At 64.9% G+C, this 25608-nt stretch carries 23 protein-coding genes and 1 tRNA gene; 9 read left to right on the top strand and 15 right to left on the bottom strand.

The features are described 5' to 3' along the window. Window positions 1-83: 83 nt before the first annotated feature. On the bottom strand, window positions 84-1019 hold the full coding sequence (locus DIC75_RS04180; protein WP_250986740.1) for a DNA adenine methylase: 936 nt from the start codon (window positions 1017-1019) through the stop codon (window positions 84-86). A 127-nt stretch (window positions 1020-1146) separates the two neighbouring features. After that, entirely contained in the window at window positions 1147-2250 is a 1104-nt protein-coding gene (locus DIC75_RS04185) for a DNA-methyltransferase (RefSeq protein WP_250986741.1), read from the bottom strand. A gap of 176 nt (window positions 2251-2426) precedes the next feature. On the opposite strand from DIC75_RS04185, the gene DIC75_RS04190 reads away from it, so the two are divergent. Together DIC75_RS04190 and DIC75_RS04195 are read left to right on the top strand one after the other, a co-directional pair. After that, window positions 2427-4850: a PAS domain-containing protein gene (locus DIC75_RS04190; RefSeq protein ID WP_250986742.1), complete on the top strand. Its 2424-nt coding sequence runs from the start codon at window positions 2427-2429 to the stop codon at window positions 4848-4850. 155 nt (window positions 4851-5005) lie between these two features. Continuing rightward, a complete protein-coding gene (locus DIC75_RS04195; protein WP_250986743.1) occupies window positions 5006-7144 on the top strand; it encodes a SpoIIE family protein phosphatase in 2139 nt (712 codons plus the stop codon). A 214-nt stretch (window positions 7145-7358) separates the two neighbouring features. On the opposite strand, the gene DIC75_RS04200 is transcribed toward DIC75_RS04195, so the two are convergent. Next, window positions 7359-8201: a cache domain-containing protein gene (locus tag DIC75_RS04200; RefSeq protein WP_250986744.1), complete on the bottom strand. Its 843-nt coding sequence runs from the start codon at window positions 8199-8201 to the stop codon at window positions 7359-7361. A gap of 91 nt (window positions 8202-8292) precedes the next feature. Beyond that, the gene (locus tag DIC75_RS04205) at window positions 8293-9009 is read right to left on the bottom strand and encodes a small multi-drug export protein (RefSeq protein WP_250986745.1); all 717 of its coding nucleotides are present in this window, start codon (window positions 9007-9009) and stop codon (window positions 8293-8295) included. Window positions 9010-9122: 113 nt separating this feature from the next. Here DIC75_RS04205 and DIC75_RS04210 point away from each other — a divergent pair, with 113 nt between their 5' ends. Next, the gene (locus DIC75_RS04210) at window positions 9123-9389 is read left to right on the top strand and encodes a hypothetical protein (RefSeq protein WP_250986746.1); all 267 of its coding nucleotides are present in this window, start codon (window positions 9123-9125) and stop codon (window positions 9387-9389) included. Here DIC75_RS04210 and DIC75_RS04215 read toward each other — a convergent pair. Further along, entirely contained in the window at window positions 9364-10617 is a 1254-nt protein-coding gene (locus tag DIC75_RS04215; RefSeq protein ID WP_250986747.1) for a hypothetical protein, read from the bottom strand. The two genes, DIC75_RS04210 and DIC75_RS04215, sit on opposite strands and share 26 nt — an antisense overlap. A 119-nt stretch (window positions 10618-10736) precedes the next feature. Here DIC75_RS04215 and DIC75_RS04220 point away from each other — a divergent pair, with 119 nt between their 5' ends. Together DIC75_RS04220 and DIC75_RS04225 are read left to right on the top strand one after the other, a co-directional pair. Then, entirely contained in the window at window positions 10737-11285 is a 549-nt protein-coding gene (locus DIC75_RS04220) for a diacylglycerol/polyprenol kinase family protein (protein ID WP_250986748.1), read from the top strand. A gap of 75 nt (window positions 11286-11360) precedes the next feature. Then, window positions 11361-12044: a hypothetical protein gene (locus DIC75_RS04225; RefSeq protein ID WP_250986749.1), complete on the top strand. Its 684-nt coding sequence runs from the start codon at window positions 11361-11363 to the stop codon at window positions 12042-12044. A 13-nt stretch (window positions 12045-12057) separates the two neighbouring features. On the opposite strand, the gene DIC75_RS04230 is transcribed toward DIC75_RS04225, so the two are convergent. The 6 genes from DIC75_RS04230 to DIC75_RS04255 form a co-directional block, all read right to left on the bottom strand. Then, window positions 12058-13056 carry a cation diffusion facilitator family transporter gene (locus DIC75_RS04230; RefSeq protein WP_250986750.1) on the bottom strand — a complete coding sequence of 333 codons (999 nt, stop codon included), beginning with the start codon at window positions 13054-13056 and terminating at the stop codon, window positions 12058-12060. Between the two features lie 75 nt (window positions 13057-13131). Beyond that, window positions 13132-14631: a pyruvate kinase gene (gene pyk / locus DIC75_RS04235; protein ID WP_250986751.1), complete on the bottom strand. Its 1500-nt coding sequence runs from the start codon at window positions 14629-14631 to the stop codon at window positions 13132-13134. A 113-nt stretch (window positions 14632-14744) separates the two neighbouring features. Beyond that, the gene (locus tag DIC75_RS04240) at window positions 14745-15950 is read right to left on the bottom strand and encodes an energy-coupling factor ABC transporter ATP-binding protein (protein WP_250986752.1); all 1206 of its coding nucleotides are present in this window, start codon (window positions 15948-15950) and stop codon (window positions 14745-14747) included. Then, entirely contained in the window at window positions 15947-16723 is a 777-nt protein-coding gene (cbiQ, locus tag DIC75_RS04245; RefSeq protein WP_250986753.1) for a cobalt ECF transporter T component CbiQ, read from the bottom strand. The genes DIC75_RS04240 and cbiQ overlap by 4 nt, the downstream gene beginning before the upstream one ends. A 39-nt stretch (window positions 16724-16762) precedes the next feature. After that, complete coding sequence (locus DIC75_RS04250) at window positions 16763-17062, bottom strand: energy-coupling factor ABC transporter substrate-binding protein (RefSeq protein ID WP_250986754.1); 300 nt, start codon at window positions 17060-17062, stop codon at window positions 16763-16765. Continuing rightward, window positions 17059-17751: an energy-coupling factor ABC transporter permease gene (locus tag DIC75_RS04255; RefSeq protein ID WP_250986755.1), complete on the bottom strand. Its 693-nt coding sequence runs from the start codon at window positions 17749-17751 to the stop codon at window positions 17059-17061. Before DIC75_RS04255 ends, DIC75_RS04250 begins: the two co-directional genes overlap by 4 nt. A 131-nt stretch (window positions 17752-17882) precedes the next feature. On the opposite strand from DIC75_RS04255, the gene DIC75_RS04260 reads away from it, so the two are divergent. Then, a complete protein-coding gene (locus tag DIC75_RS04260) occupies window positions 17883-19214 on the top strand; it encodes a cobyrinic acid a,c-diamide synthase CobB (protein WP_250986756.1) in 1332 nt (443 codons plus the stop codon). A 49-nt stretch (window positions 19215-19263) separates the two neighbouring features. On the opposite strand, the gene DIC75_RS04265 is transcribed toward DIC75_RS04260, so the two are convergent. Then, window positions 19264-19899 carry a cupredoxin domain-containing protein gene (locus DIC75_RS04265; RefSeq protein WP_250986757.1) on the bottom strand — a complete coding sequence of 212 codons (636 nt, stop codon included), beginning with the start codon at window positions 19897-19899 and terminating at the stop codon, window positions 19264-19266. 262 nt (window positions 19900-20161) lie between these two features. Here DIC75_RS04265 and DIC75_RS04270 point away from each other — a divergent pair, with 262 nt between their 5' ends. From DIC75_RS04270 to DIC75_RS04280, 3 genes are all read left to right on the top strand, one after another. Continuing rightward, window positions 20162-21010 carry an aldo/keto reductase gene (locus tag DIC75_RS04270; protein ID WP_250986758.1) on the top strand — a complete coding sequence of 283 codons (849 nt, stop codon included), beginning with the start codon at window positions 20162-20164 and terminating at the stop codon, window positions 21008-21010. A 109-nt stretch (window positions 21011-21119) separates the two neighbouring features. Continuing rightward, window positions 21120-22331 (top strand): MFS transporter, encoded by a 1212-nt coding sequence (locus DIC75_RS04275; protein WP_250986759.1) that lies wholly within the window; start codon window positions 21120-21122, stop codon window positions 22329-22331. Between the two features lie 70 nt (window positions 22332-22401). Next, a complete protein-coding gene (locus DIC75_RS04280) occupies window positions 22402-23550 on the top strand; it encodes a CPBP family intramembrane glutamic endopeptidase (protein WP_250986760.1) in 1149 nt (382 codons plus the stop codon). A 53-nt stretch (window positions 23551-23603) separates the two neighbouring features. Here the strand turns inward: DIC75_RS04280 and DIC75_RS04285 are convergent, their stop codons facing one another. The 3 genes from DIC75_RS04285 to DIC75_RS04295 all read right to left on the bottom strand — a co-directional run bounded on the left by DIC75_RS04285 (window position 23604) and on the right by DIC75_RS04295 (window position 25605). After that, window positions 23604-24260: a CDGSH iron-sulfur domain-containing protein gene (locus tag DIC75_RS04285; RefSeq protein ID WP_250986761.1), complete on the bottom strand. Its 657-nt coding sequence runs from the start codon at window positions 24258-24260 to the stop codon at window positions 23604-23606. A gap of 247 nt (window positions 24261-24507) precedes the next feature. Next, a tRNA-Ser gene (locus DIC75_RS04290) sits at window positions 24508-24594 on the bottom strand. A gap of 90 nt (window positions 24595-24684) precedes the next feature. Then, a complete protein-coding gene (locus tag DIC75_RS04295) occupies window positions 24685-25605 on the bottom strand; it encodes an RNA-guided pseudouridylation complex pseudouridine synthase subunit Cbf5 (RefSeq protein ID WP_250986962.1) in 921 nt (306 codons plus the stop codon). Window positions 25606-25608: the final 3 nt, after the last annotated feature.

Raw genomic sequence — 25608 nt, forward strand, 5'->3', positions numbered from 1 at the left:
TCGCATATCCGCAGAGGGTATTATAGTTATGGGATGGTCCCGGAACGAAGAAGAACGGGTTTCCAGGGACCCTGCATCGGACGCTATCGCTCTGGATCGTGCGGGTCATAGTTCGTGACGATGATCTCGCGGATCTCTCCCCGCTTCGTCCCGTCGCAGTTGATCGTCCTTCTCGCCGGAACCCGGTCTATGCGGTATCCGGCGTAGAGCTCATCGAAGAACCCGTCGTCCGGGTCGGTGTTCTTCGGGTCGGAGTTGCTCAGCATAAGTCTCGCGCCCTTTGCGTCGCACCGTGCGTAGAATGCCGCGAGACGCTTCTGTTCCTCGTCGGAGAACCTGTTCTTCGAGTACTGCGTGAACGACGACGTCCGGTTCAGGGGCCGGTACGGCGGGTCGAAGTAGACGAAGGCATCCTCCGAGATGCAGGGTTCCGACAGCGTGAAGTCGCCGAGGTGGACGGTCGTATTCCGGAGCGCGACGGAATCGGCCCGGAGCACCTCTTCATGCAGGACCGTCGGGTTCCTGTACCTGCCGAACGGGACGTTAAACCCGCCCCGGGAGTTTACCCGGTAGAGACCATTGAAGCACGTCCTGTTGAGGAAGATGAGTTGACCGGCCCGTTCTATCCAACCCTCACCGTACTGCCCGAAATCGATGGCGCCCCGCTCGCGGTTGAACGCATCCCGCACGGCGTAGTAGTACTCCTTCCGCCCGGGATCGTTCCTGGGCAGGAACTCGTCTGAGACGTCGCTTAAGTAGTCGATGAGGGCGGAAACATCGTTCTTCACGACGCTGTAAGCGAGGACCAGTTCCTCGTTGATATCGAAGAGATGACACTCCCTGAACTCAAAGACGCTGTTGAAGTGGAAGTAGACCGCTCCGCCGCCCATGAACGGCTCGACAAAGACCGGGAGGGTCCCCTCAGTGAGTTCGCGGGGGACTCTCCTGGTGAACGCATCGAGCAGTTGCGCCTTTCCGCCTGCCCACTTGAGGAACGGTCGTACGGTGGGTGTTGCCATCGGTCTCTTCCATCCGGCATGAATCGCGGTATCGACAGAAATTTGTTCTGAAACACGTTAGCGTTGTCTATATCCTGCGACCGTGTTCCCTGTTACATCCTCGCACCACGAAACCATCGGCCCGGATTCAGACGCCCTTGCCGCTCCCCCCTCTTCCCGGACCGGTCTGCCTGCTGCCCGTCCGAACGCCCTGAATCTTGAGCATCTTCTCGATGGACCACCGGCCCCGGCCAAGTTCTCTTCCCAGTATCTCGACGGCCTTCCTCTTTGTCTCGCCGGACTCGACGAGCCCGGCGAACCGGGAGACCAGGATCTCGCGGTCATCGTCCGTCCAGGGCAGGCCCCGGTTCTCCTGCCCCCCGGTCTGCGGGGCTCTCAGCGACGGCAGCAGGTATCCCTCGCCGGTATTCCGCAACTCTTCGATCTTTAAGTCGAATACCCGGCCCGAGATCTCAAACCCGGTCGCCCGGCGGTTGAGGCCGATGGCCGTCCTGGCGGTCGAGAACCCGCCAAGGAACATATCGCAGACAAGGTCGCCCTCGTTGCTGCTGTACTGTATCATTTTCGCGAGCAGTTCTGTGGGCAGTTCGTTCTTGTTCTTCGCCTGTCCCGGTTTGTACTCGCGATTGATGCACCAGACATCTTCACGGTCGCGGTAGTTCAGCGATCCGTTGTCCTGGGCCTTCTCCCCGGTCCCGTAGCGCGACTCCAGGTTGAACGTCCTCTTACCGCCTGGCTTTTCGTAGAAGAGGATGTGGTAGTGGGAGGAGACGTACTTCCGGCTGGTGTAGACGCCGAAGTTGTACCGCCAGATGATATGATTGACCTCGCGAAGATCCGTCTGTCGCAGGGCGTGGAGTATGTGGTAGAGGTTCGTATACCCGGAAACGATGTAGATTGACCCGCCCGGCCTTAATACCCGTGCGGCCTCCCGGATCCAGTTCCGGCTGAACGCTCCGTAATCGGATGCGGGAACCTCGACGTAGCCCCCGACGACGAACCTCTCGTCCCTGTTGTAGTGGTGATGCAGCCGGTCGCCGTTGATGCCGTACGGGGGATCGGTGACGATCAGGTCGACCGAGTCGTCGGGGATACACGCTCGTGCCCCCACGATGCAATCGCCGTTGTAGAAGATGTTGCCGTTGACCTCCTCCAATCTCATGCTCTTCTCCTCTGCGGGCTTTGCGAACGCTTCTCTGGCGGTATGTTTGCGGGCTGCAACGTAAATCACGTTGGCTGTACGAGCATAAGATATTCGCTATAATTACGCTTCCTGCCGGGGGGCGTCTTCCTTTGAGTGCCAGGGTTCGTGTGAGACGTGTTCCATACCCACGAGGTCGGGAGGTAGCATTAATACACTTCAGGCGAACCCAAGCTTATTACCAGCAACCAGCCCCGGGAGTTCGGATGGCGCCACATTCAGGAGAATCAGAGAGTTCGTCCCGCACCGGAGCGGGAGAGAGAGGGCAGCGGGCCTCTGCGGCGGGAGAGCGGCCGGTCCATGAACGCATGGCAGACCTCCTGGCCGAGAACGAGGCGCTCCGGCGCGAGAACGCCACGTTGCAGTCGGTGAAGGATGCCCTGCAGGAGAGCGAGGAGCGCTACCGGCGGCTCTTTGAAGACGATCTCACCGGGGATGTCATCACCGCCCCGGATGGCCGGATACTTGCCTGCAACCCTGCGTTCGTCAGGATATTCGGGTTTGCCTCCGTGGAAGAGGCGCTGAACACCAATGTCCGGGACCTCTACGAAGACCCCCGTGACCTGGACCGGCTCCAGGAGCACGTCCGGAGGGAGGGGAAGGTCGAGAACGAGGGCAGGATCCGGAAACGCCGGGACGGCACCCGTATCCATGTCGTGGAGAACGTGATCGGGCGCTTCGGTTCGGACGGCGAACTGCTCGAGCTTCAGGGCTACATCTACGACGACTCGGAGCGTAAACGGGCGGAAGATGCCCTGCGGGAGAACATGGAGTGGTACCGGCATGCTCTTGATAACCCGCTCGTTGGGTACGCTCACTGCGAGATCATCACCGATGCTGCCGGAAAACCCGTCGATTATGTCTACCTTGAGGTTAACAGGGCGTTCGAGCAGTTTACCGGGCTTGCGCGGGAAGATGCCCTGAACCGACGGGTGACCGAGCTTCTCGCCCCCGAAGAGGTTGCCGGTATCATCGCGATCTACGGGAGCGTGGCGTTGACGGGCGAATCGACGACGTTTCAGTATCCGGTGCCGACTCTTTCGAAATGGTTCGAAGTCACCGCGTTCTCGTATCAACGGGGACGTGTTACAACCTTCTTCACCGACATCACCGAGCGGAAACGGACGGAGGAGGCCCTCCGGGAGAGCGAGGAGCGGTGCCGGCGGCTCTTTGAAGACGATCTCACCGGAGACTTCCTCACCGCCCTGGATGGCCGGATACTCGCCTGCAACCCTGCGTTCGTCAGGATATTCGGGTTCGCCTCCGTGGAAGAGGCGCTGAACACCAATATCCGGGACCTCTACGAAGACCCCGGGGACCGGGACCGGCTCCTTGAGCGCCTCCGGGGGGAGGGGAAGGTCGAGAACGAGGGCAGGATCCGGAAACGCCGGGACGGCACCCGTATCCATGTCGTGGAGAACATGGTCGGGCGTTTCAGTGTGGACGGCGAACTGATCGAGACCCAGGGTTACGTCTACGACGACTCGGAGCGCAAACGGGCGGAAGAGGCTCTCCGGGAGAGCGAGGAGCGGTTCCGGGCGGTTCTCGAAAATTCGCTTGACGCGGCCTACCGGCGCAACCTGCAGGCGGACCGCTACGACTACATGAGCCCGGTCATCGAGGAGATCCTCGGCTTCACCCCGGAGGAGATGGCTGCGATGAGCCTTGAAGAGATCGTGGACCACATTCATCCCGACGACCGCCTGCCGGTGGATACGGAGCTTAACACCGCCGCCGCTTCGGGAAGGGGGCTCCTCGAGTACCGGTTCCAGGCGAAAGACGGCCGGTACCGCTGGCTCGAAGATCACTTCACGGTGATCGCCGACCCGGGCGGCCGGCCGCTCTTCCGGGGCGGGATCGTCCGCGACGTCACCGAGCGCAGGCGGACGGAGGAGGCAATCAGGCGCCACGCCGAGGATCTCGCCCGTATCCACCGGGATCTTGAGTCCGCTCACCGGGAGACGAACCTCTACCTCGATATCCTGACCCACGACATCGGGAACACCGAGAACGTCTCGAACCTCTATACCGAACTGCTCATAGACTCCGTGAAGGGGGAGGCGGCCTGTTACGTGGCAAACCTGAAGCGGAGCATAGCAAAGAGCATCGAGATCCTCGGGACGGTCTCGAAGATCCGGCGGATCCATTCCGGACCACCCGGGCTCCGGCCGACCGATCTCGACGCGGTCATCAGGGCGGAGATCGCTCACTTCCCGGATATCCCCATCTCCTACGAGGGCGTTCCCCGGCAGGTCCTTGCCGACGACCTTCTCTGCGAGGTCTTCACGAACCTGATCGGCAACGCCGTAAAGCACGGGGGTCCCGGCGTCGCCGTAACCGTTCGGACGGAAGAAGAGGACGGGTTCGTCCGGGTGACGGTCGCGGATACAGGCCGGGGCGTCCCGGACGACCAGAAAGAGGAGATCTTCCACCGCTACGAGAAGAAGCAGCGGGGCGTGGGCGAGGGGCTCGGGCTCTACCTCGTGCAGATCCTCATCGACCGCTACGGCGGCAGGATCTGGGTCGAGGACCGGGTGCCCGGCCGTCCCCGGGGAGGAGCGGCGTTCTCATTCCTGCTCCGGGAGGCGGATCCGGTGCCGGATCGTTCCCCCTCCGTCTGCGTGACGTAGACCGTGCCGTCGTCGCCGGTCGTCATGGCTCCCGGGGCGTAAGTCCGGCCTGCCGTCTGCCGGCATTGAAGAGTCGTTATGTCCGATAATCTGGCAGAAAGGGGAGCGCTCGATCCAGAACGCATATCATCCTCTCCCTGCGAATAATCATACTGATGAGCGAGAGCGAGCAGGAGCACCGCCGGATCAGGATCTCGGTCAGGACCAAGTTCCTCCTCGTATTCCTGGGCCTCTCCACGGCCGCTCTTCTCTTTGCCGGAACTCTGGCCTTCGTGCAGATGGACGACGTCAGCTGGTACGCGCTCGAGCGGAGCACCGATCTCGGGAATCGCGCGATAAACGACAGTACCACTGCGCTTGAGCGCAACGCCGAGGAGTCGCTTCTCCGGCTTGCGCAGGATCAGGCCTACATCAGCAACATCGTCTTCGAACAGGTGAGCGGGGACCTTGAGGTCATGGGGCGCTACGCCGCAACCGTCATGGAGAACCCGTCCATGGTCCGGCCGAGGTACTTCTACCTGCAGGACGAGGAGCCGGAGGACCGGCGTGCAACCTCGGTCCTCTTCCTCGCGCCCGGAATCGAGGGCGATCTCCCGGAGGAGCGGAACGCAGCGGGGGTGATGGACGACATCTTCATCCCCGTCTCCGCGACGAACCGGAACCTGGCAAGCGTCTACGTGGGTACCGGCTCCGGGATGGCGATGATCTACCCCTGGACGACCGGGTTCGACGCAAATTTCGATCCACGGCTCAGGAGCTGGTTTTCCCAGGCGAACGAGACGGGAGGAACGGTCTGGTCCGAGCCGTACGTCGACCTTCTCGGGAACGGCCTGATGGTGACCTGTTCACGGCCGGTCTACGACACGGAGAGAGGCTGGGTCTGGGTGGTCGGCGCGGACGTCACAATCGAGACGATCAACCAGCAGATCATCGGCACCCAGGTGGGCGACCGGGGCTATGCCATGCTGATCGACCAGCACGGGAACGTCATCAGCCGGCCCGGCCTCACCTCGGGGGATATGCGGTGGGACGGGTCGTTCGTCGCGGAGAACCTCCTTGCAAGCGAGAACCCCGACCTGGTCGCGGTCGCCGGGAAGATGACCTCGGGGGAGACCGGGGTCGCCCGGGTGGGGTTCGATGACGGCGAGCGGTTCATCGCGTATGCTCCCGTCCGGAGCGTGAACTGGAGCGTCGGGGTGGTGATGCCGGTCGACGAGGTGCTCGCGCCGATCCGGACGACCCGGGAGAGCATCCTCTCAGCATCGGAGGATACCGCGATGCACATCAGCAGCCAGCAGGATCGGATGAAGACCGTCTTTACCGGGGCGTTTCTCGCCCTGCTCGTTGTCGTCGCTCTCCTGACCCTTGCCGTCACCCGGCACATCACCCGGCCTATTGAGGAGTTGCAGAAGGGTTCCGAGGCCATAGGGAGAGGCGATCTCACATGCCGGGTGAACGTGGAGACCGGGGACGAGTTCGAGGATCTTGCCCGCTCCTTCAACCGGATGGCAACCGAGCTCCGGGGGCATATCGAGGATCTCCGGCGGACGACTGCAGAGAAGGAGCGGATAGCAAAGGAGCTCGAGATAGCAAAGGAGATCCAGCAGAGTATCCTGCCCGAGTCCGCGCCGGTGCTTCCCGGGTTCGATCTCGCGGGCTTCAACCTCTCCGCCCGGGAGGTGGGCGGCGACTTCTACGACTACATCCCCGTCGGGGAAGGCTGCTGGGGCGTCGAGATCGCCGACGTCTCGGGGAAAGGCGTTCCGGCCGCCCTGTTCATGGCGCTCTCGCGCACCCTCGTCCGGGCGAGCGCCTCGCAGAACCTGGACCCCGCCGGGTCGATCCTTGAGGCGAACCGCTACATCTGCATGGATTCAAAGACCAGCATGTTCGTCACGCTCTTCTACGGTATCCTGGATACCCGGAAGAGAACCTTTTCCTACGTGAACGCAGGGCACAACCCTCCGCTCCTCTTCAGGGCGGGATCGAGCGAGGCGACCCTCCTCATGGGCAAGGGGATCGCACTCGGGATCTTTGACGAGATCGAGCTGGAACTCGTGCAACTCCAGTTGAACCCGGGCGATACGGTGGTCTTCTACACCGACGGGGTGACCGAGGCCACGAACGAGCGTGACGAGGAGTACGGTATGGAGCGGCTTACAGCACTTATCTCGGGACTGCTGGACCGCGGGGCGCGGGAGATGATCGATGCGATCGTGGAGGACGTCACCGCCCACGCCGGTAACCAGCCGCAGTTCGATGATATCACTCTGGTGGTGCTGAAGGTCGGGTAACGGGGTGCGGTGAGCGGTGCCGGAAATCTGGCGTTCCCCGTCCCTGTTCAAACCTCTCGCGGGCGGCGCCCTGCAGGTTTCAGCCCCTTCCAGTGCCACGTTGATACGGCATTGTTCACCCCGGATGCCGCCACGGATTCTTCCGGCAGCGGCCGAACCCGCAGGGGGACAGACGGCCCGTCAGAAAAGGGAGGGCATGAGATGCCCTTATCTTCTACTCAACCGCCCGGATCACCGCCACGCGCCACTCGACCCCGTGGAGCCCGGCCGTCGTCCAGGCAATCTCCTTCTGCACCGTCTGCCCGCCGTCGGCGGCAAACCTGTAGGTCGCGGTGCCGTACCGCTCGTCGGCGACCCGGCGGGCCACGTCAAGCAGCTCCGGGTAGTCCGCGTAGAGCGGGTCCTCAAACGTCATCCGTCCGACCTGGGCCGGATCGGTGTCGTAGAGCACCCGCCCGTCCGTCTGGACGACCATCACCTGGTAAGGGGTGCCGTTCGCCGCCGGGCCGGCGACGCCGCCGATCAGGTCTTCCGGCCGGAAGACGACGGCGGCAAACCCGGCGAACCGGCTCTCGTTCGTAAATATCGGCGCCGTGATGACCGCCGCCGGGAAGCCTTCCGCGACCGTGATCACCTCGCTCATGATCGGCCGCTTCGTTGCCAGGATGTGCCGGACGTGGTCCTGGCCCCGGATGTCCGCGCCCTCGGCGCCGCGGTATGCCGCCGGCTCGGCGGCGACGATCGTGCCGCCCGCGTCGACGGCCACGCAGTCGGCGATCGACGGATCGGTGGCGGAGAGGTTTGCGAGGATCCCGCGGGCGGCATCGTCGTTGAGGTCGGTCTCCCCGAGGTCGAACGCCGCGTATGCCAGGCGGTCGTCCAGGCCTTCGAGCGCCGCGGTGATCTCGGACTGCAGGCGGATAAGGAGCGCCGCGGCATCTCCGTCGGTTGCGGAGGCGGTCGCCGTCGCCGACTGGTCCGGTGCCGCGCAACCGGCGCAGGCGATGGCCAGAACCGCCAGAGCGGCGACGATCCATGGGTGTAATTGAGAACTCATCAAAATCCCTCGATACAGGAAAAAAGGAGGGCGGGAAATTTAAGGCCTGCGAAATTGCCCCTGTTTAATTGAGGCAGACAGCGGCGTATCGTCACCGGGGCGTCCGTTCCCTGAGCCTCTTCTCGTGCATCCGCCACCCGATGATTGCGGCCAGAACTGCGGTGACGATCGCGGCCAGGATGCCGATACCGAGCGCCGGGTTCTGCCGGTAGACGTCCAGGAGCACGTCGGCCCCGAGGGCGATGATGAGGCTGGAGGCGATCGACCCGGCGCAGACGCAACCAAAGACCCGGGCCTTATCCAGCCCGAGCAGCCGGCCGACGATCGCCCCGTTCATCGCCCCGGTCCCCTGGAGGGGGAAGAAGACGAAGAGGACGAGCCCGATCGTCGAGAATCGCCGGAGCCAGGGCTGGGTATCGGTGTAGTTCCGGCCCGCCGTCATCCCGCTCTCGAGCAGCCGGCCGACGAGCGGGATCTTCAGCGCCAGGTCGAAATTCCAGACGACGAAGAGGGAGACGGCCACGTCGAGGAGGAAGATCACGAGCGTGACGAGCCACCAGGGGTAGCCCATCAGGATGGCGATGGGAATGATCGACTCCTTCCCGGCCGGGGGGATGAAGTAAGCAATGAGCAGACCGGAGAGCATCAGAAACTGCTGGTAGGGCTCGATCAGGTAGAGCGTCGCAAAGATGGCCGGGATGATGGCGAGCGGGAGGATGAACTTCAGGGGGCCGGTGAGGTAGGGGTTTGCGAGGAGGGCCTTCCAGCTCCCCGGTTCGGGCATATCGGTCGTATGGTCCGCGGTCATGGCTCGATCTCTGGACGGCGAGATACTCAGTTCAGGTTTGGGGTTTCCGGATAAATACGTTATCTGCGCTGGTTCCAGCAGGTTCAAATTCATGTAGTGCGAGGATAGGGAGCATGGTTCCCGTTCCTGTTACCCGACCTCCCCGGACCCTCTCTCCCGTCGATGCCGGCACCCGGGAGAGCGCTCTATGCACGATCGCAAACGTCGGGACCGCGCTCGAAACCCTGCGCGAGGTGAGAAAGCACGTCCGCGGCGACCACAAACGGCGCCTCGACGATGTCGCGGTGATCCTCCGGGTGGTCGCGCTCGAAGCCCAGGCAACCTACGCGATCACCGATGACGAGGCCCGGGCGTTCATCCGGAACTGCCGTTCAAGATGAGGTCGCCGGGCAGCACCGGTTCGGCGAGGACGCGGGCGAAGCGTTCCCACCGGTCCGCCCCATCTCCGACGTAGTCCCGGACGAGCCGGTAGCCTTCGCTCAGGGCCACCGGGTAGGCCCCGAGTTCCTCAATGACCCGGAGGCGGGCCTCCGCCGTCTCCGGGTCGAGGAGCAGGACGTCCCGGAGGAGCCCGCACGCGTCCTCACGCGAGAGCGCACCGTCGAGCAAACCCCGGGCCACCCGGGTATTCCCCGAGAAGGTCAGGTCCGTGGCCGCGGTGCTGACGGCATCCACGAGAGCGGCATCTGCCGGGTCGAACCCGGCCAGCGGGAAGAGGACCTCCTCCCGGAACCGCACCCGTTCAGGGCCGGGAAAGATCATCTCCTCCCCGAACCGGGCGGCACCTTCTGCGACCGTCGCGAGCGGGACGACCGAGTGCTCGATCCAGCCCCGGGCACGGACGAGGGCCGCCTCCCGGATCGTCCACATGGTGTGGTGGCCGGGGTAGCCCTCGCGGCAGGCGTGGGTGAGGGGCCGGTCGATGGTGACCGGCAGGTCGGCGTTCACCTGAACGAGGCTCGTCCCGTCGCCGAGGTAGCGGTTATAGGCCTCCCACGGCTTCCCGGTGACGTATGCGACCTCGAGACGTTCTCCCGCCGGGAGCGGCAGGTGTTCTGCAGTCCGGCGGCGGCTTTCGGCAAATGCGGCTGCAAAGACCCGTTCCAGCCGGTCGGGCGGGATGACGAACGAGTCCATGAACGCCCGGTAGCGCCCGGCAAGGTCGCCGGTTCCGGGAAGACTGGCATCGAGTGCCGCGTGGAGTTCCTCGTACCAGGCGGGGTCGTCCTCCGGCGGCGGAACCCCGAAGAGCGCCTCCGCCTCGGCATCGAAGGCGAGGCTCTTTCCCGCGAGGAGCCCGGCGCGGACTTCGAGCGCCCGGACCATGCCCTGGAGGCAGGCGTGGCGCATGCGCCCGGCGTCCCCCAGCCGGTCGGGGTCGATCCGGTCCAGGGTCGCGAGGAGGTCGGCGGCGTACCCGGCGATGCGATCCGGCGGGACCGTGACCGTGAGCGCCTCCTCACGCACGGCCGCCGGACCGAAGTAGGCGTCCACATAGCTCGGGTCGTGCGCGCCTAGCCAGAGCACACACTTGACATAAAACCGTGCGACGGCATCCATATCTCCGGTATCGGCGGCATTCTCTCCGGTGTGGGTTGAAAACTCCATCTATCACGTCTCGGGGAAAACGTGGGCTTCCTGGCTACTTAACCGGCGTGATCTGCATCAACTCTTCCCCGGCTCCGCCTGCAGAGGGTTTAACCGGTTCCGCGCCAACCTCTGGTGTGATGAACGAGTCGCTCCGGCAGGTCGTCCACCTCGTCTTCGGCCTCGGGATCGCGGGATTTGTCCTCTTCTTCGACCGCGACCTCACCCTCTCCGTCCTCATGCTCGCTCTCTTCGTGGGATTCATCCTCTCCGACGCCGTCTCACGGGGCTACACCGTCCCGGTCGTCTCGGCGTTCATCGCGAGCCTTGAGCGGCGGGATGCCGTCCCGGGCAAAGGAGCCCTCTTCTTCGCGCTCGGAGCTCTCTTCTCCCTCGTCTTCTTCAGTAAGGAGGTCGCCTTCATCGGGCTCGTGGTGCTCTCGCTCCTCGACAGCGTCACCACCCTCGTCGGCGTCCGGTTCGGCAGGACCCGGATCTACAACCACAAGTCCCTCGAGGGGACGCTTGCCGGGGTGGCGGTGACGGCGGCCGCCCTCTGTCTCTTCGTCCCGCCGGCGATCGCCTTCGCGACGGCCGCGGTCACGGCCTTCGCCGAACTGGTGAGCCCCGTCGACGACAACCTCGTCATCCCGGTCGTTGCCTGCCTTGTCCTCACGGTGCTGCTCTGAAGCCGTTGAACCGCCCGGTTCAATTATTGTATAAAAGATCATCCCGAATCTCCCGGTATCCAGAGGTGAAGATCGATGAAACGCATCATTGCAGCAGTCATGATCGTCTTCCTCCTCCTCCCCGGGTTCGCGGCCGCCGCTTCCGGGAACGGCAGCCCCGGGGGAGAGCAGGTCGGGAACAGCGAGACGAACGTAACACCGGGGGGAGAGCAACGGGTGGGGACGGAGGAGAATACGACCCTCCGCGCGGAAGAGAACGTCCCTGACAGGCAACGGGTGAGGACAGGAGAGAACGAGACCGCCGGGGACCGGGTGCGGGCTTCGGAGAATACGACCCTCCGGGGGGGAGAGAACGTCCCTGACCGGGACCGGGACCGTGTCCGGCTCGCAGTCCACGCCCTGCTCGGCGCTGAGAACCGGACCGGCGGCATAGGAGCGAACGTCTCCGCCATCGCCCGGGAGGTTAACAACTCGGTCCAGAAGACCTTCGAAGCCGAAGAGCAGATCCGGACCCGGCACGGTTTCATACGGTTCCTCTTCGGGGGTGACACGGAAGCCGCCCGGCTGATCGAGGAAGAGGCACAGCAGAACCGGGAGCGGGGCACGGAACTCCGGCGCCTGATCGAGAACTGCACCTGCGACGACGGAACCCGGGAGATGCTCCGGGAGCAGGTCCGGACGATAGAGCAGGAGCAGGACCGGCTGAACGCCCTTGCACAAGAGGAGATGCAGAGTCGGGGCCTCTTTTCCTGGCGGTAAGAAACTCCAACTCTTATTCCCGCTCTTTTTGTCCCCCGCAGAGCGCGAGCCGGTCGCACTCCGGGCAGGTGGTGAAGACCCCGCAGGCGGAACAGTCCTCGCCGGTGCAGGGCTGGACCCTGATAGTGACGCTCGTCCGGGGGAACTCCTGCCGGACATCGTCTTCCACGCGCTTCACGACCCCGTACGCCTCTTCGAGGGTCGCGGTCCTCGGGACGACCAGGTGGAAATCCACGAACCGGTTCGGCCCCGACCGGCGGGTCCGGAGCCGGTGGAAACTGATGACGTTCGTGCAGTGCCCGCTGATGATCTCGCGGATCCGGGCCTCTTCGTCGGCGGGAAGGCTCCGGTCGACGAGGTCCTCGAACGAGCGCCGGATGAGGTCGAAGGCCGCCCGAAGGATGATGGCGGCGACCGCGAGCGCGACGAGCGAATCGAGCACCACGAGACCGGTCAGCCGGATCAGGACGAGCCCGGCCACGACCCCGACGGAGGTGTAGACGTCTGTGCGCAGGTGCCAGGCGTCGCTCTCGAGCGCGATCGACTCGGTCTTCTTCGCCACTGTCATCAGCCGGGAGGAGACGTAGGTGTTTACCCCGGCCGAAAGGAGCATGACGGCGATACCGAGCCCGAGCCCCTCGACGTTCAGCGTTCCCTCCCCGCCGAGGAGGTTTCTCACCGCTTCGTTGATGATCAGGGCGGCGGCCGCGAGGATCAGGACCGCCTCGAGGAGCCCCGATATACTCTCGTACTTCCCGTGCCCGAAGGTATGGCACTCGTCGGGAGGCCGGGCCGACTGCCTGACCGAGAAGTAGGCGATAACTGCGGCAATCAGGTCGATGGCGGAGTGGATCGCCTCGGATATGATGCCGACCGAGCCGATGGCGAGACCGACGGCCAGCTTCGTCACCACAAGAAGCGTGTTCGATGCGACCGAGAGGCGTGCGGTCTTCTCTTTGAGAACACCATCCTGGCCCGAAACATCCCGTTCCCCCGGAACGACCACTCCCATGCTTGATGAGTGTTCGCCCTCCACCGGGATAGGGTTTGTCGTCCCGGAGGCCATTCTCCCGGAGGCAGCCTTCCCTCAATCGACCGTGAGAATGATGAGCGAGTCGGTCCCTTCGCGCCCGGGGGATACCCCTTCGGTGAGCACCACGCGCTCCCCGGGCCCGATAAGCCCCAGGTTCCGGATCGAGTCGAGGATCGCCCCGTGCCAGTACTCCTTCTCGCTCCGGATCAGGAACGGGCAGACCCCGTAGGAGAACGCCAGGAACTTAAGGGTGCTCGGATTCCGGGTGAACGCGAGGATCCAGGCCTCGGGTTTGAACCGGGAGATGTTCCGGGGGGTGCTCCCGGAGCGGGTGGGCGTCAGCACGAACCGGATGCCGAGCGCGTCCAGCGCCTCGATGACGTTTAAGGAGACGACGTCGTTGACGGTGATCATCTCCCGTCCCTTCCCGTGCCTGAAGTAGTCGAGCGGGCCGCACCCTGCGCCGACGCTTGCGCGCTTCTCCTCGGTCGAACGGGCGATCTTCGCCATCATCGCGACCGTCTCGACCGGATACTTCCCGATGGACGTCTCCTCGGAGAGCATGACGGCATCCGTCCCGTCGAGGATGGCGTTCGCGACGTCGGTCACCTCCGCCCGGGTGGGCCGGATGTTGTCGGTCATCGACATCAGCATCTGGGTGGCAGTGATCGCCGGCCGGCCGAGGATGTTGGCCTTCTGGATGATCCGTTTCTGTACAGCGGGAACCTCTTCGATGGGAGTCTGGACCCCGAGGTCGCCCCGGGCAATCATGACCCCGTCGGACTCCCGGAGGATCTCATCGAGGTTTGCGAGCGCCTCCTGCCGCTCGATCTTTGCGATCACCCGGATGGATTTCCCGGACCGGGCCGCGTACTCCCGGGCCTTCAGGATATCCTCCGCCCGCTCGATGAAGGATATGCTGAAGGTGTCGAGCCCCTCGGCAAGCCCGAACTCAATGCACTCGAGGTCGCGGTCGGTCACGGCGCTGACCGCGAGGATCCCCCCGCCGCCCACGAGGCTCATTCCCTTGCGCGAGAGGAGGGGGCCGCCGATGACCACCGTCGCCCGGACGTCCGTGCCCGCGATCTCGTCGACCCGGAGCTGGAGGAACCCGTCGCTGAGGAAGATGGTGCTCCCCCCCGAGACCAGCTGTGGAAACTGCTCGAAGTCGACGGGGATCCGGGAAGGGTCGCCCTGCACCGGGGCGGGGGTGAGGGTGACGGTCTCCCCCTTGCGAAGTTCCATGGGCTCTTCTGCGAGGTCGCCGATCCGGATCTTCGGTCCCGGGAGGTCGAGCAGGATCGTGATGGGGAGCCCGATATCCTCGGCCGCGGCCCGGACGTTCCGTATGTTCTCCCGGTGCTCGTCGAACGTTCCGTGGGAGAGGTTGAGCCGGGCGACGTTCATGCCTGCCCGGATCATCCGGACGAGCACCTCCCGGGAGCGGGATGCGGGCCCGATGGTACATACGATCTTTGTTTTATGGTCGGGCAGGCTCATCCGCTTCCGTTTCGCCTGCTCCGAGATCTGCTGCAGCACCTCTTCGAGCATCATAGAGTACCCTCGGGTACCGGCACCGGATTAACCTTCGCCCGTGGGGTTCTGGGGCCCGGAGAATAAATAGCGTGCAGGGGTTAGGAGCCTTTCCGGGGGCAGGTACGCCCCCATCACTCCGGGACGCTCTCCCTGCCGGGTCCGGGGCTCACCGGCCCCTGCACCGGGGTCGCCTTGAGCGCCCGCCCACTCTCGGCACTGTATTCCCCGATACGGCGATGGACGTGCTCGACCATGCCCCCGGTGGTGATGATGAGCGAGTTCTCCCCGATGAGGGCTTTTAAGATGCACTTGTCGATGACGCCGTAGGTGTAGTCGAGGAGGATCCGCTCCCGGTTGGCGAACTCCTTGGCGCGGGTGCCCATCGCCCCGACATGCTCGACCACCCCCTGCTCCACGAGCACTCGAAGCTCGTCGCCGCCGGTCCGGTCGGCGTTGCAGAGGTAGATCTTCCCGGGCTCGTCCCGGGCCGGGGCGTGGCCGTGCATCTCCCGCTCGATCCGGTCGGTGAACTCGAGTACGCTTTTTGGGGGGACGCCCCGGTCGATGACGCCCCGGAGACCGAGCTCGTTGTAGAGGTCGAGGAGGGCGGGCGGTTTCAGGCGTGCGGCCGCGAGGAGGCCGTGGTCCGAGAAGACCTCCTCCGGAGGCCCCCGGGCGAGGACGCTCCCCCGTTCCATGAGGATGACCGAGTCGGCCCAGCGGTAGGCAAGTTCGACATCGTGCGTCGATATGAGCACCGTCCGACCGCCGGAGGCGAGTTCGTCGAGGAGTTCCATCACCTCCTCCGAGCTTGCCGGGTCGAGGGTGTTCGTCGGTTCGTCGAAGACCAGGACCGCCGGCTCCATCGCGAGGATACCGGCGATGGCGACCCGTTTCTTCTCGCCCCCGGAGAGGTGGTGGGGCGGCCGCTTCTCGTAGCCCCGGAGTCCGACGTACCCGAGCGCGTCCCGGACCGCCTGGCGGACGGCGTCGGGGGGGAGGCCGAGGTTCACCGGCCCGAAAGCCACGTCCTGCTCGACGGTCGGGGCGATGATCTGGACGTCGGGGTTCTGGAAGACGAACCCAACCCGGCGGCGGAGGTCCCGGAGACTCCGGTTGTCGTAGGCAAGCGGCCGGCCGTCGAAGCGCACCTCGCCCGAGGCGGGCCGGAGCATGCCGTTGAGCATCAGAAGAAGCGTCGACTTCCCGGCGCCGTTCGGGCCGACGAGGGCGGTCTTCGATCCGGCGGCAATCCGGACGCTCACCCCGGCAAGCGCGGCGGGGCTGTTCTGGTAGGTGTAGGTGACGTTGTCGGTTTCAAGCAGTGGTGTCGTCATACGAGGACCAGACCTCCGGTGGAAAGCGAGACGCCGAAGACGGCCGAAAGATAGAGAAGGGTCGTTATGATTGCGATGAAGGAGACCGGCCGGGAGTCGCCCGGGATGCCGAGTTTGCCGTCGTAGCAGCGTGCGTCCATCGCAAGGATCAGGGCCTCGCCGCTCTCCCAGGTCCTGAGGAAGAGGGCTCCTGCGAGCATCCCGGACGACTGCACCGACTCCCGGAACCGGCCGTAGCCGAGGCGCATCACCTGCGATCGGTAGATCTGGCCGGCCTCCTCGATGAGGATGAAGATGAACCGATAGGTGAGCATGGCGAGATCGATGAAGACGGCGGGCACCCGGAGCCTCCTGAGGATATCGAAGACCTCTGTCATCGGCGTCGTGAGCGCGATGAAGTAGAGCGAGCACATGCCCCCAAAGACCCGGGCGAGGAGGAGGAGGGCGAGGTTCGCGCCGTCCGACGTGACCGCGAGGGGGAGGCCGGGGACCTCGAGAAGCACCGCCCCGCCGGCGGTGATGAAGAGGATCACGGCGATGCTCATCACCGAAAACGAGACCGGGACGAGGAGAAGCCGGGCGTAGAACCGTGCGGGGATCTTCGCGAGGGCGAGGACGGCGGCGCTCATCGAGGCCGCGACGAGCAGGGGGGCGGCAGGATCGGACGACGAGACGCAGAGGAGGATGCTTGAGACCCCGAGAAAGAGTTTGAGGCCCGGGCTCGTCTGCCGGAGGCCGTTTTGTTGGGCAAAGTCTTCGAGCACCTCGTACATTTGCGTTCTCCTATCTGGTTTGCGTGATTACCACAAAAATCAGGCGGTTTTCCTGCTGCCCTGCCAGTAGCCGAAGACATAGCCGATGATCACGGCGCCGATGGCGGCCTGCAGGGCGAAGAGGAGCGACTCAATCTCGCCGCTCGGGGGTGCCCAGAAGGGTTCGGTCCAGGGCTCGTAGCCGGAGGCCTCGATGAGGTCGGCGGCCTCGCCGTCGGCACCGCCCCAGGCCTCCTCCCCGTCGCCGAGGCTGGCCTGGATCGCGGCGTCCTGGAACAGGAAGACTGCGGCAAAGACGATGATGAGCGCGGCGACCGCGATCTCCATACCGTGCTTCATGCCGCGGCCTCCTGGAGTTTTTTGACGGTGCTCTCGGAGAGGAGATTCAAACGGGTGAGGATCTCGGGCTTGAGCTGGACGATATACTTGAAGACGAGCATGATGACCGCACCCTCGACGATGGCGAGCGGGACCTGGGTGACGGCGAATATCGCGGCGAAGGCCGAGAATGCTCCGAGGAATCCGGCGGTTCCCGGGAAGGCGAGGGCGAGCTGGACCGAGGTGACGACGTAGGTGGAGAGATCGGCAAGGGCTGCGGCGCAAAAGACCGTCGCGTAGGTGTTTGCGCCCGCCCGTGTTCCGGCCTTATAGATGAGGTAGGCGACGGCGGGCCCCGCGATCCCCATCGAGAAGACGTTCGCCCCGAGGGTGGTGATCCCGCCGTGCGCGAGGAAGACCGCCTGGAAGACGAGGACGATCAGCCCGAGAACGGCGGCGATGCAGGGGCCGAAGAGGACGCCGCCAAGCCCCGTCCCCGTGGGGTGGGAGCAGCTCCCGTTGAACGAGGGGAGTTTGAGCGAGGAGAGAACGAAGACGAAGGCGCCTGCGACCGCAAGGAGCGGCAGGGCTTCCCGTTTCTCCTGTACGAGTTTGTTGAGCTGATACAGTCCGATAATAATGAAGGGCAGGGAGACAAGAAACCAGACCTGCCACCAGGGGCTTGGTAAGAATCCTTCCATGATGTGCATGATAATTAACCTCAGACTGCCGTGCCGGCGCGCCATCCAAATTTACTTGTTTTAATGTAAATTAATTTGGTGTATGCTGGTTATCCCCGGTCATATTTATCTTCTGCGGTATTCAACATTACAGGAACGTTATGCGCTCGATTCCACGGATCGTCATCGCCGGAACCCACAGCGGCTGCGGCAAGACAACGCTTGCAAGCGGCCTGATGGCGGCGCTCGTTACCCGGGGGCTCGCCGTCCAGCCGTTCAAGGTAGGCCCGGACTTCATCGATCCCACGCACCATTCGGCCATCTGCGGCCGGACCTCGCGCAACCTCGACCCGTTCATGATGGGAGAGGCGGGGGTGCGGGAGACGTTCTTCCGGGCCTCTGCCGGAGCCGATGTTGCCGTCGTCGAGGGCGTGATGGGGCTCTACGACGGCCTCGACGGGACCGATACCGCGAGCACGGCGCACGTAGCAAAGATCCTCGATGCCCCGGTCCTCCTTGCGGTGGACGCAAAAGGGGCGTCACGGAGCGTCCACGCGACTATCCGGGGCTACGTTGGGTTCGATCCGGGGGTCCGGGTCGCCGGGGTCGTCTTCAACCGGGTCGGGAGTCCCCGTCACCGGGCGCTGATCGAGGCCACACAGAGCCTCCCGGTCTACGGGTGGGTCCCCCGGCGGGACGACCTCGTGGTCGCGAGCCGGCACCTCGGACTTGCGATGGCGGCCGAGACCGGGGCGATGGGAGGGTTCGGTGCGGTGGTAGAGGAGTCCTGCGATCTACCCGGTATCATGGACCTCGCACGGTCGGCCCCGCCCCTCCCGGCGCCGGCGGATGTCTCGTGCCGGCCCGAGGCGGGGGTTCGGATCGGCGTCGCCCGCGATGCGGCGTTCTGCTTCTACTATCCCGACAACCTCGACCGGCTTTGGCAGGCCGGGGCGGCCCTGGTCTTCTTCTCACCGATGACGGACCGGCTCCCGGACGTGGACGCCCTTTACTTCGGGGGAGGTTACCCGGAGCTCCACGCGGAGGCACTCGCAGCCTCCCGGTGCCGGGAGGACGTGCGCCGGGCGGTCGACGACGGCATGCCGGTCTACGGCGAGTGCGGCGGGCTCGCCTACCTCACGGAACGGCTTGCGACCGCCGAGGGCGACTACCCGATGGTAGGCGTCCTCCCCGCGGCGACGGAGATGACGGGCCGCATCCAGGGCCTCGGCTACGTGGAGGCCCGGGTGGTCGGCGGAGCGCCGGTCCTTGCGCCGGGATCCGTCTTCCGGGGCCACGAGTTCCACTATTCACGCCTCGACTGCGCTTCGGACGCCCGGTTTGCCCTGGAACTCCTCCGGGGCCGGGGGATCGACGGCGGCCGGGACGGACTCGTCGTGCAGAACGCGGTCGGGCAGTACACTCACGCTTACTTCCCGGAGGGGTTTGCCGGGACGCTGGTCCGGGCCGCCGGGGCATACCGGCGGGGGTAAGGGAGTGTCATAGGCTCCCTTACGACCGCCGGTCGGGGAAAAATAAGGGTTAGCCGGTGACGATGACTTCACCTTCAATCCCGGTCGTCAACGACTGGTAGGTGTAGTTGCCCACGCCGTTGAAGGTGTAACTGTACGAGTCGCCCGGCTGGAGCAACCCGGAGTCGAAGAATCCTGATGCTCCGGTCGCCGATACGGTCTGATTCGTCGAGGCGTCGTTGGTCCATCCCACCGTGGTGCCCGCGGGGACGGTGATCGTGTCCGGCACGTACCCGCTCTCGGTGATGGATACGATCTCGTCAGCGATGAGTGCCGCCGGCGTTCCCGGCGGGGTCTCCGTCGCGCCCGGGGCGAGGGTCGTTTCCGTTGCCATCGGTGTTCCGTCTCCTGTCGGCGTTGTTGCCGTTGTCATCGGTGTCTCGGTCCCCACCGGGGTTGTCGCGGTTCCCATCGGGGTCTCGGTCTCCATCGGGGTTTCGGTCGCCATCGGTGTCTCAGTCGTCATGGGCGTCCCGGTTTCCATCGGGGTTTCGGTCGCCATCGGGGTTTCAGTTTCCATCGGGGTCTCGGTGAGTCCCGGTGTTGTACCGGGGGTCACCGTCTCGTTACCCGCTGGCTGTACACATCCTGCGATCATGATGCTCGCGATCACCATGAGGGCAAGGATACCAAACATGCTCTTCATGTGGTGGACGATGCTTCTTGGCGTAAATAAACTTTACCCCCGGCCGGAAAACTCAAATACGGGACGTAAAACCCTCACAGAAACGTTATGCCCGTTCATCCCGATATCGGGGCGGTACCCGATACTCTCCAGGTGATAACGCTTCCTACCGGGAATTTCAGGCAGGACAGGGGATTATCCGCCCGTATCGGGGACCCGGCGGATAACTCTTCCCCCCGCTCCGGCTGAAGGTATTTATACGCGGGCACGGATAGGGTGGCCCATGGCCGGACTGGAGAAGCGCAGGTTCGGGAAGACCGGGCGGCAGGTCACCTCCGTGGGGCTCGGGGGCGAGGGGATCCTCAGGACGTACGGGCGGCATGCGGAGGCAAACGCCGTCATCATGGAAGCCCTCAATCAGGGGATCGCCTACTTCGACTCGGCGAAGGCCTACGCGGGGAGCGAGGATTACTACGGCGAGGTCTGGGTGAGTCGTCCCGACCTCCGGGCACCCGTGTTCCAGGCCAGCAAGTCGGCGAGCCGGGCACACGCGGACGCCGAGATGGACCTCCAGGAGACCCTCCGGCGGATGGGGATCGAGACTCTCGACCTCTGGCAGATCCACGACATCCGGACGTTTCCTGAGATCCGGGAGATGGAGGGGCCGGGCGGCGCCCTCGCGGCGTTCGTCGAGGCGAAGGAGATGGGCATCGTCCGGCAGATCGGGGTGACGGGACACCACGATCCGGACGTCCTCTCGCATGCGGTGGAGAACTGGCCGGTCGACGCCGTCATGATGCCCGTGAACCCGGTGGAGGGAGCGCTCGGGGGGTTCCTTGATGCGACGCTCTCCGCTGCGAGGGACCAGGGGGTCGCGGTCATCGGGATGAAGGTACTCGGCGGGTCGAACTACCTCGTCCCCGATGCGGGGGTGACACCGGATCTCCTCGTCCGGTACGCCCTCGCCCAGGACATCTCCGTTGCGATCGTCGGCTGCTCGACGCCCGCGGAGGTGCAGGCGCTTGCCGCCGCCGGGCGGAGCGGCTCCCTGCCCGACGACGAAGCGGGGGCGCTCGTCGAAGCGTTCCGGCCCTATGCCCGCGAGCTCGCGTATTACCGGGGTTCCCTGTGAGGCGGCCCCGGCAGAACTTCTTCTGTTATCGATATATGCCGGCGACGCCAACCTACGGGGAGAAAGCGGCGCACCGGGGCGTCGGAGTGCCGCGTGGAGATGAATCGCCATGACAACCGGGGAACCGCACAGGTTCCGCACCCTCCCCGACCGCATCGCCGCATCCCCGGATGCAATCCTCGTGCTGGTCGTGCTCGTCATCTTCATGGACATGATGATCTACGGCCTCCTCATCCCGGTCTTCCCGCAGTACGCCCCCCGGCTCGGGGTGGACGAATCGGTCATCGGGGTCGTCTTCGGGATCTACGCCGCCATGCTCCTCCTCTTCTCCATCCCGATGGGCCTCCTCTCCGACCGGGTGGGCCGTCGACCCCTCATCGTCGTCGGGATGCTCCTCCTGGCTCTCGCGACTGCTCTCTTCGGCTTCTCGACCACGGTCGCGCACCTGATCGTCGCCCGGGCCGTCCAGGGGGTGTCGGCCGCGGCCACCTGGTCCGCGGGGCTTGCACTCCTCGCCGATACCTGCGACCCTGGCAGGCTCGGGGAGAAGATGGGGGTAGCGCTCTCGGCGGTCGGGCTCGGGACCGTCCTCGGGCCGGTCGTCGGTGGGCTGCTCTTCGAGTACGCGGGCTACACAGCGACCTTCCTTCTCCCGGCGGTGCTGGTGGCCTCCGTCGGCCTGCTGGTCCTCGCCGTCCCGGTGCGCACCTGCAGGCGGGAGGGCGGTCGGGGGCGGCCGGGGATGCTGCCCCGGGGTCCCCTCCTCCCGCTCGCCGCCTGTGCGGCCGCGATCGTGATGGTCTCCGGGACCTACGGCGTCGTGGACCCCTACCTCCCGGTCTACCTGCACGCCACCTTCTCGGCGTCCCCGGCGACGATCGGCCTCGTCTTTGCGGTGCTGGCGGTTGCCGCCGCAATCGCCCAGCCGGCTGCAGGAAAGATCTACGACCGGCACGGGGGCAGCCGCTACCTCATCGGCGGCGGGCTCCTCCTCTCGGGGGTCGCGAGCGTTGCCGCCATGCAGGCGCCGACCCTCGTGCTCGTCGCCGCCGCCGTCTTCGCGCTGGGGATCACGCTGAGCTGTGCCCTGGTGCCGGCGATGCCGATCCTTGCAGACATCTACCGGGGCCAGGGCTCACAGGGCGCCGCTTACGGCATGTACAACACCTTCTTCTCCGTAGGGCTCTCGGCAGGGCCGTTCGCGGGAGCCATTCTCGCGGGCCGGTTGCCGCTGCCGGCAATATTCCTGCTGCAGGCAGCGGTCCTCGTGGTTATGGGGGCGCTCGGCTGGCTTGTCATCGGGAGGCTCGGATGGCGGTGAGCGTGCGCTACGTTCATCGTCCCGCCGGGCCAACGGGGATCGCATCTCCGACCATCGAATCGAGGAAACCATGTCGTTAGAATTCTGCCGTCGTCACGCCCCCGAACTGCTGATCGTCTTCTTCGGCCTCATCTTCCTGGTCGCGGCCTCCGGGATCGCCGGCGGGGAGGCGGGCTCGTTCCTCACCTCTGCGCTCGACGTGGCGCTCTTCGTCGTCCTTGCGATGCTCGTCTACCTGGCCGAAAACCGGCACCGGGCGTTCCGGTGGGCTGCCGGCGCCTGGCTCCTCGTCCTCATCGGCGGGCTTGCGGCCGCCACGGCGGGGGTCGGGGTCATCGGGATCATGCCGGCGGAGATGTTTGGGGCCGGGGAGCTCGATCCGGAGACGATCGACCCTGCCCTGGCCGCGGAGGCGGCCCTCCTCCTCCTCGGCGTCCTTGCAGCCGCCCTTGCAAGCCTCATCGGGTTTTCCCGCCGGTTCAGGGTATGGCTCGCCCGGTACCTCCCGTTCGACCCGGATTCGCTCCTCCATACGGTTGCGCTGGTGGTCATCCTTGCGATGACCCTCATCCCGCCGGTGCCGCTCATGGTGACGGGGACTCCGCCTTACCTCTCGCCGCAGTTCCTCGACCTCCTGATCGAGTCCGGGGATCTCCTCGCGGACACGGTCACGCTGAACGCCTACACCCTCTTCTGGACGCTCGTCGGCTCGTTCTTTATCGCCGGGGCGTTCGTCCGGCGGACGCCCCGTGAGACTCTGGAGCGCCTCGGGCTCGTCCGGCCGACGGGAAGGGAGATCGTTCTCGCCGTTGTCGGGGCGTTCGCGCTCGTCGTGGCGTTCCACTTCATCGACCCGGTGCTCGCCGCGCTTGTAGACTTGCTCGGCCTCCCGGTCACCGACGTCGATGCCGTCAACCTGCTCTTTGCGGGAACCCTCACCCTGCCCGGGATCGTCATGGCGTCCATCGCAGCGGGGTTCGGCGAGGAGGTGAGCATCCGCGGCCTGCTTCAGCCCCGGTTCGGCATCCTCCTCCCGGCGCTTCTCTTCGCATCGCTCCACGCGTTCCAGTACAGCTGGGACGGCCTCATCTCGGTCTTCCTTGCGGGGATTGTATTCGCCTATATCCGCAGGTACACGAACACCACGACGTCGGCGATCGCCCATACCGTCTACGACCTGGTACTGTTCTCCCTGCTGATGGCCGGGATATCGTTCTAAAAGAGATCCGGGGCTTCATTTTTCAGTGATGCTCCACAGTCGCGTTCCGGGTCTCAACCTTCAATATGGCGTCCATCACAGAACGGTTTATTTCGCGATCTCCCGCATCGGCAGAGTGTAACCCGGTTCCTGACCGTGTAGGGTCTTCCATCCGCGGACTCGACAGGGATCCCGCCGCGGATCCAGAGCGGCCCATGTTCGCCTCTGGCGGGATTCTCGACCACGACGATGGATCTTTCAAAAACGGGCTCGACCGCCTCACCGGTCCTGCGGTCACGGAGAACGAGCCGGCCGGAAGGACAGTTACACGCTTCATCTATTGCCGTGTTTCGGGCGTCCGGGATATGAGACTGTTCCGTGAGGTTCCAGATCCCTCCGGCCCGCAGGCAGAACCGTGCGTGTACGCAGAGTTCTTCATAATCGGCCAGTTCCAGTTCCGGCCCTCCGATGACGGTGGGGTTCTGGAGATACGGTTCATCCCCGGCGGTTTCGGTACCGTTAAAGTGAATCTTCGCATGCGTCCCGTCGCAAAAGGGTTTGTTCTTCGAATGCCCGCAGCGGCATAAGGAATACTGTTCCTGCAGAGGATACTCCCGTACCTTCTGCCATGAACGGCAGTTGCTCTCGTCATCGTGGGCGATCTCCATCACCATGAGCGGGACACTCCCGGTCACGATGTATGGGCCGTTTCTGCTCACCTGGACCTTCATGGTGCCTTCTCCTGCGCGTTTCTGGCGATTCGCACAGTTGTTCTCTCTTTATGGTGGGGTGGTAGACGTACCTGGAACTATCATGAAGGTTTCGACAAAGGTGTGGTCGGACGGAGCGGGTGCGTGGACCACCTGGCAGGATGAAAGTCACGGCCTCCCCGGGCCGGTGCGGGGGTTGAACCCATGATGAGGGGTCAGAGAGGCGAAATTTAACTGTCTGGCAAAAGAATCGAACTGGTTTTCAAAACGCTGAGGGGGAGATTTGAACTCCCGAGGGGCTCAACGCCCCACGGGCTTTCCAGGCCCGCGCCCTACCGGTCTAGACTACCTCAGCAATGTGCATCATTAGTTGGCGGCATATTCTATTAATAATATCTCCCGGCAGGCGTTTCCCCACGAGCCGGGAAGGACATCATGAGCGTCCTTACGCCCCGGGCTCTCTGGCGTGCGCCTTCCAGCCGCGGGGGTAGGTGCCAGGAAGCATCAGGACGGCGACGGGGGCGACGACGAATCCGGGCTCCCCCGGTTTCAGCGCCGGCGAACCGACGAGGGCCTTCCCGAGCCCTACGAGTTCGCCGCGCTCCGTCGTGATCGCGACCGTCTCGCCTTTCCCGAATCCGCCCTCCTTCGCCGTGACCCCCACCCCGGCGAGCACCGCGCCGTGGCAGACGGCGTCGACCGCGGTGTCGCGGACGACGACCTTCGGGAGATCGGCGACGGCGGCCGCCGGCGGGAGGATCATCCCCCGGAGAGGTTCGGGATCGCCCTCCCGGGCCGCTGCAGCGGCATCCGCGAGTTCATGAAGCGTTACGGCGGCGGTCTCGTCGAACGAGCCCGAGCGTATCCTCCGGAGTTCCTCCATATGGGCGCAGACCCCGATCGCGTAGCCTAGATGAACGCAGAGCGTCCTGATGTAGGTTCCGGCATCGCACCTGACCCGGAAGAGGACGAGCCTGCCGACCATGTCCAGGATCTCGATCTCCTGGATCTTCCTGATCCGGAGGCTCCTCTTCACCGCGCTCTTTTTTGGCGGCCGCTGGTAGATCCGGCCGGTGAACTCCGCCGCCACCCGGTACACGGCCTCCGGGGAGGCGTCGCCGTGGAGCCTCATCAAGCAGACGTACTCCTTGTTGTGCGAGAGGAGGACGGGGGCGAGCCGGACGGCTCCGCCGAACATGACGATGAGCACCCCGGAGACCTGCGGGTCGAGCGTCCCGGCGTGGCCCACCCGTCGCCCGAGGATATCCCCCACCCAGGCGGTCACCTGGTGGCTGCTCGGCCCCCGGGGCTTGTCGACGACGACGATCCCGGACTCAGGGATGGAGTAGTCTTCCTGGTCGGTCAACTG

This window comes from Methanoculleus oceani, assembly GCF_023702065.1.
Taxonomy (GTDB): Archaea; Halobacteriota; Methanomicrobia; order Methanomicrobiales; family Methanoculleaceae; genus Methanoculleus; species Methanoculleus oceani.

Bases quoted from the DNA above. Each gene is read 5' to 3' on its own strand.
- pyk (WP_250986751.1), bottom strand. From the start codon at position 14,631: ATGATGCTCGAAGAGGTGCTGCAGCAGATCTCGGAGCAGGCGAAACGG.
- DIC75_RS04205 (WP_250986745.1), bottom strand. From the start codon at position 9,009: ATGACCGCGGACCATACGACCGATATGCCCGAACCGGGGAGCTGGAAG.
- DIC75_RS04270 (WP_250986758.1), top strand. From the start codon at position 20,162: ATGGCCGGACTGGAGAAGCGCAGGTTCGGGAAGACCGGGCGGCAGGTC.
- cbiQ (WP_250986753.1), bottom strand. From the start codon at position 16,723: ATGTACGAGGTGCTCGAAGACTTTGCCCAACAAAACGGCCTCCGGCAG.
- DIC75_RS04240 (WP_250986752.1), bottom strand. From the start codon at position 15,950: ATGACGACACCACTGCTTGAAACCGACAACGTCACCTACACCTACCAG.
- DIC75_RS04260 (WP_250986756.1), top strand. From the start codon at position 17,883: ATGCGCTCGATTCCACGGATCGTCATCGCCGGAACCCACAGCGGCTGC.
- DIC75_RS04265 (WP_250986757.1), bottom strand. From the start codon at position 19,899: ATGAAGAGCATGTTTGGTATCCTTGCCCTCATGGTGATCGCGAGCATC.
- DIC75_RS04180 (WP_250986740.1), bottom strand. From the start codon at position 1,019: ATGGCAACACCCACCGTACGACCGTTCCTCAAGTGGGCAGGCGGAAAG.
- DIC75_RS04275 (WP_250986759.1), top strand. From the start codon at position 21,120: ATGACAACCGGGGAACCGCACAGGTTCCGCACCCTCCCCGACCGCATC.
- DIC75_RS04195 (WP_250986743.1), top strand. From the start codon at position 5,006: ATGAGCGAGAGCGAGCAGGAGCACCGCCGGATCAGGATCTCGGTCAGG.
- DIC75_RS04190 (WP_250986742.1), top strand. From the start codon at position 2,427: ATGGCGCCACATTCAGGAGAATCAGAGAGTTCGTCCCGCACCGGAGCG.
- DIC75_RS04215 (WP_250986747.1), bottom strand. From the start codon at position 10,617: ATGGAGTTTTCAACCCACACCGGAGAGAATGCCGCCGATACCGGAGAT.
- DIC75_RS04220 (WP_250986748.1), top strand. From the start codon at position 10,737: ATGAACGAGTCGCTCCGGCAGGTCGTCCACCTCGTCTTCGGCCTCGGG.
- DIC75_RS04200 (WP_250986744.1), bottom strand. From the start codon at position 8,201: ATGAGTTCTCAATTACACCCATGGATCGTCGCCGCTCTGGCGGTTCTG.
- DIC75_RS04210 (WP_250986746.1), top strand. From the start codon at position 9,123: ATGGTTCCCGTTCCTGTTACCCGACCTCCCCGGACCCTCTCTCCCGTC.
- DIC75_RS04285 (WP_250986761.1), bottom strand. From the start codon at position 24,260: ATGAAGGTCCAGGTGAGCAGAAACGGCCCATACATCGTGACCGGGAGT.
- DIC75_RS04255 (WP_250986755.1), bottom strand. From the start codon at position 17,751: ATGCACATCATGGAAGGATTCTTACCAAGCCCCTGGTGGCAGGTCTGG.
- DIC75_RS04225 (WP_250986749.1), top strand. From the start codon at position 11,361: ATGAAACGCATCATTGCAGCAGTCATGATCGTCTTCCTCCTCCTCCCC.
- DIC75_RS04250 (WP_250986754.1), bottom strand. From the start codon at position 17,062: ATGAAGCACGGTATGGAGATCGCGGTCGCCGCGCTCATCATCGTCTTT.
- DIC75_RS04230 (WP_250986750.1), bottom strand. From the start codon at position 13,056: ATGGGAGTGGTCGTTCCGGGGGAACGGGATGTTTCGGGCCAGGATGGT.
- DIC75_RS04280 (WP_250986760.1), top strand. From the start codon at position 22,402: ATGTCGTTAGAATTCTGCCGTCGTCACGCCCCCGAACTGCTGATCGTC.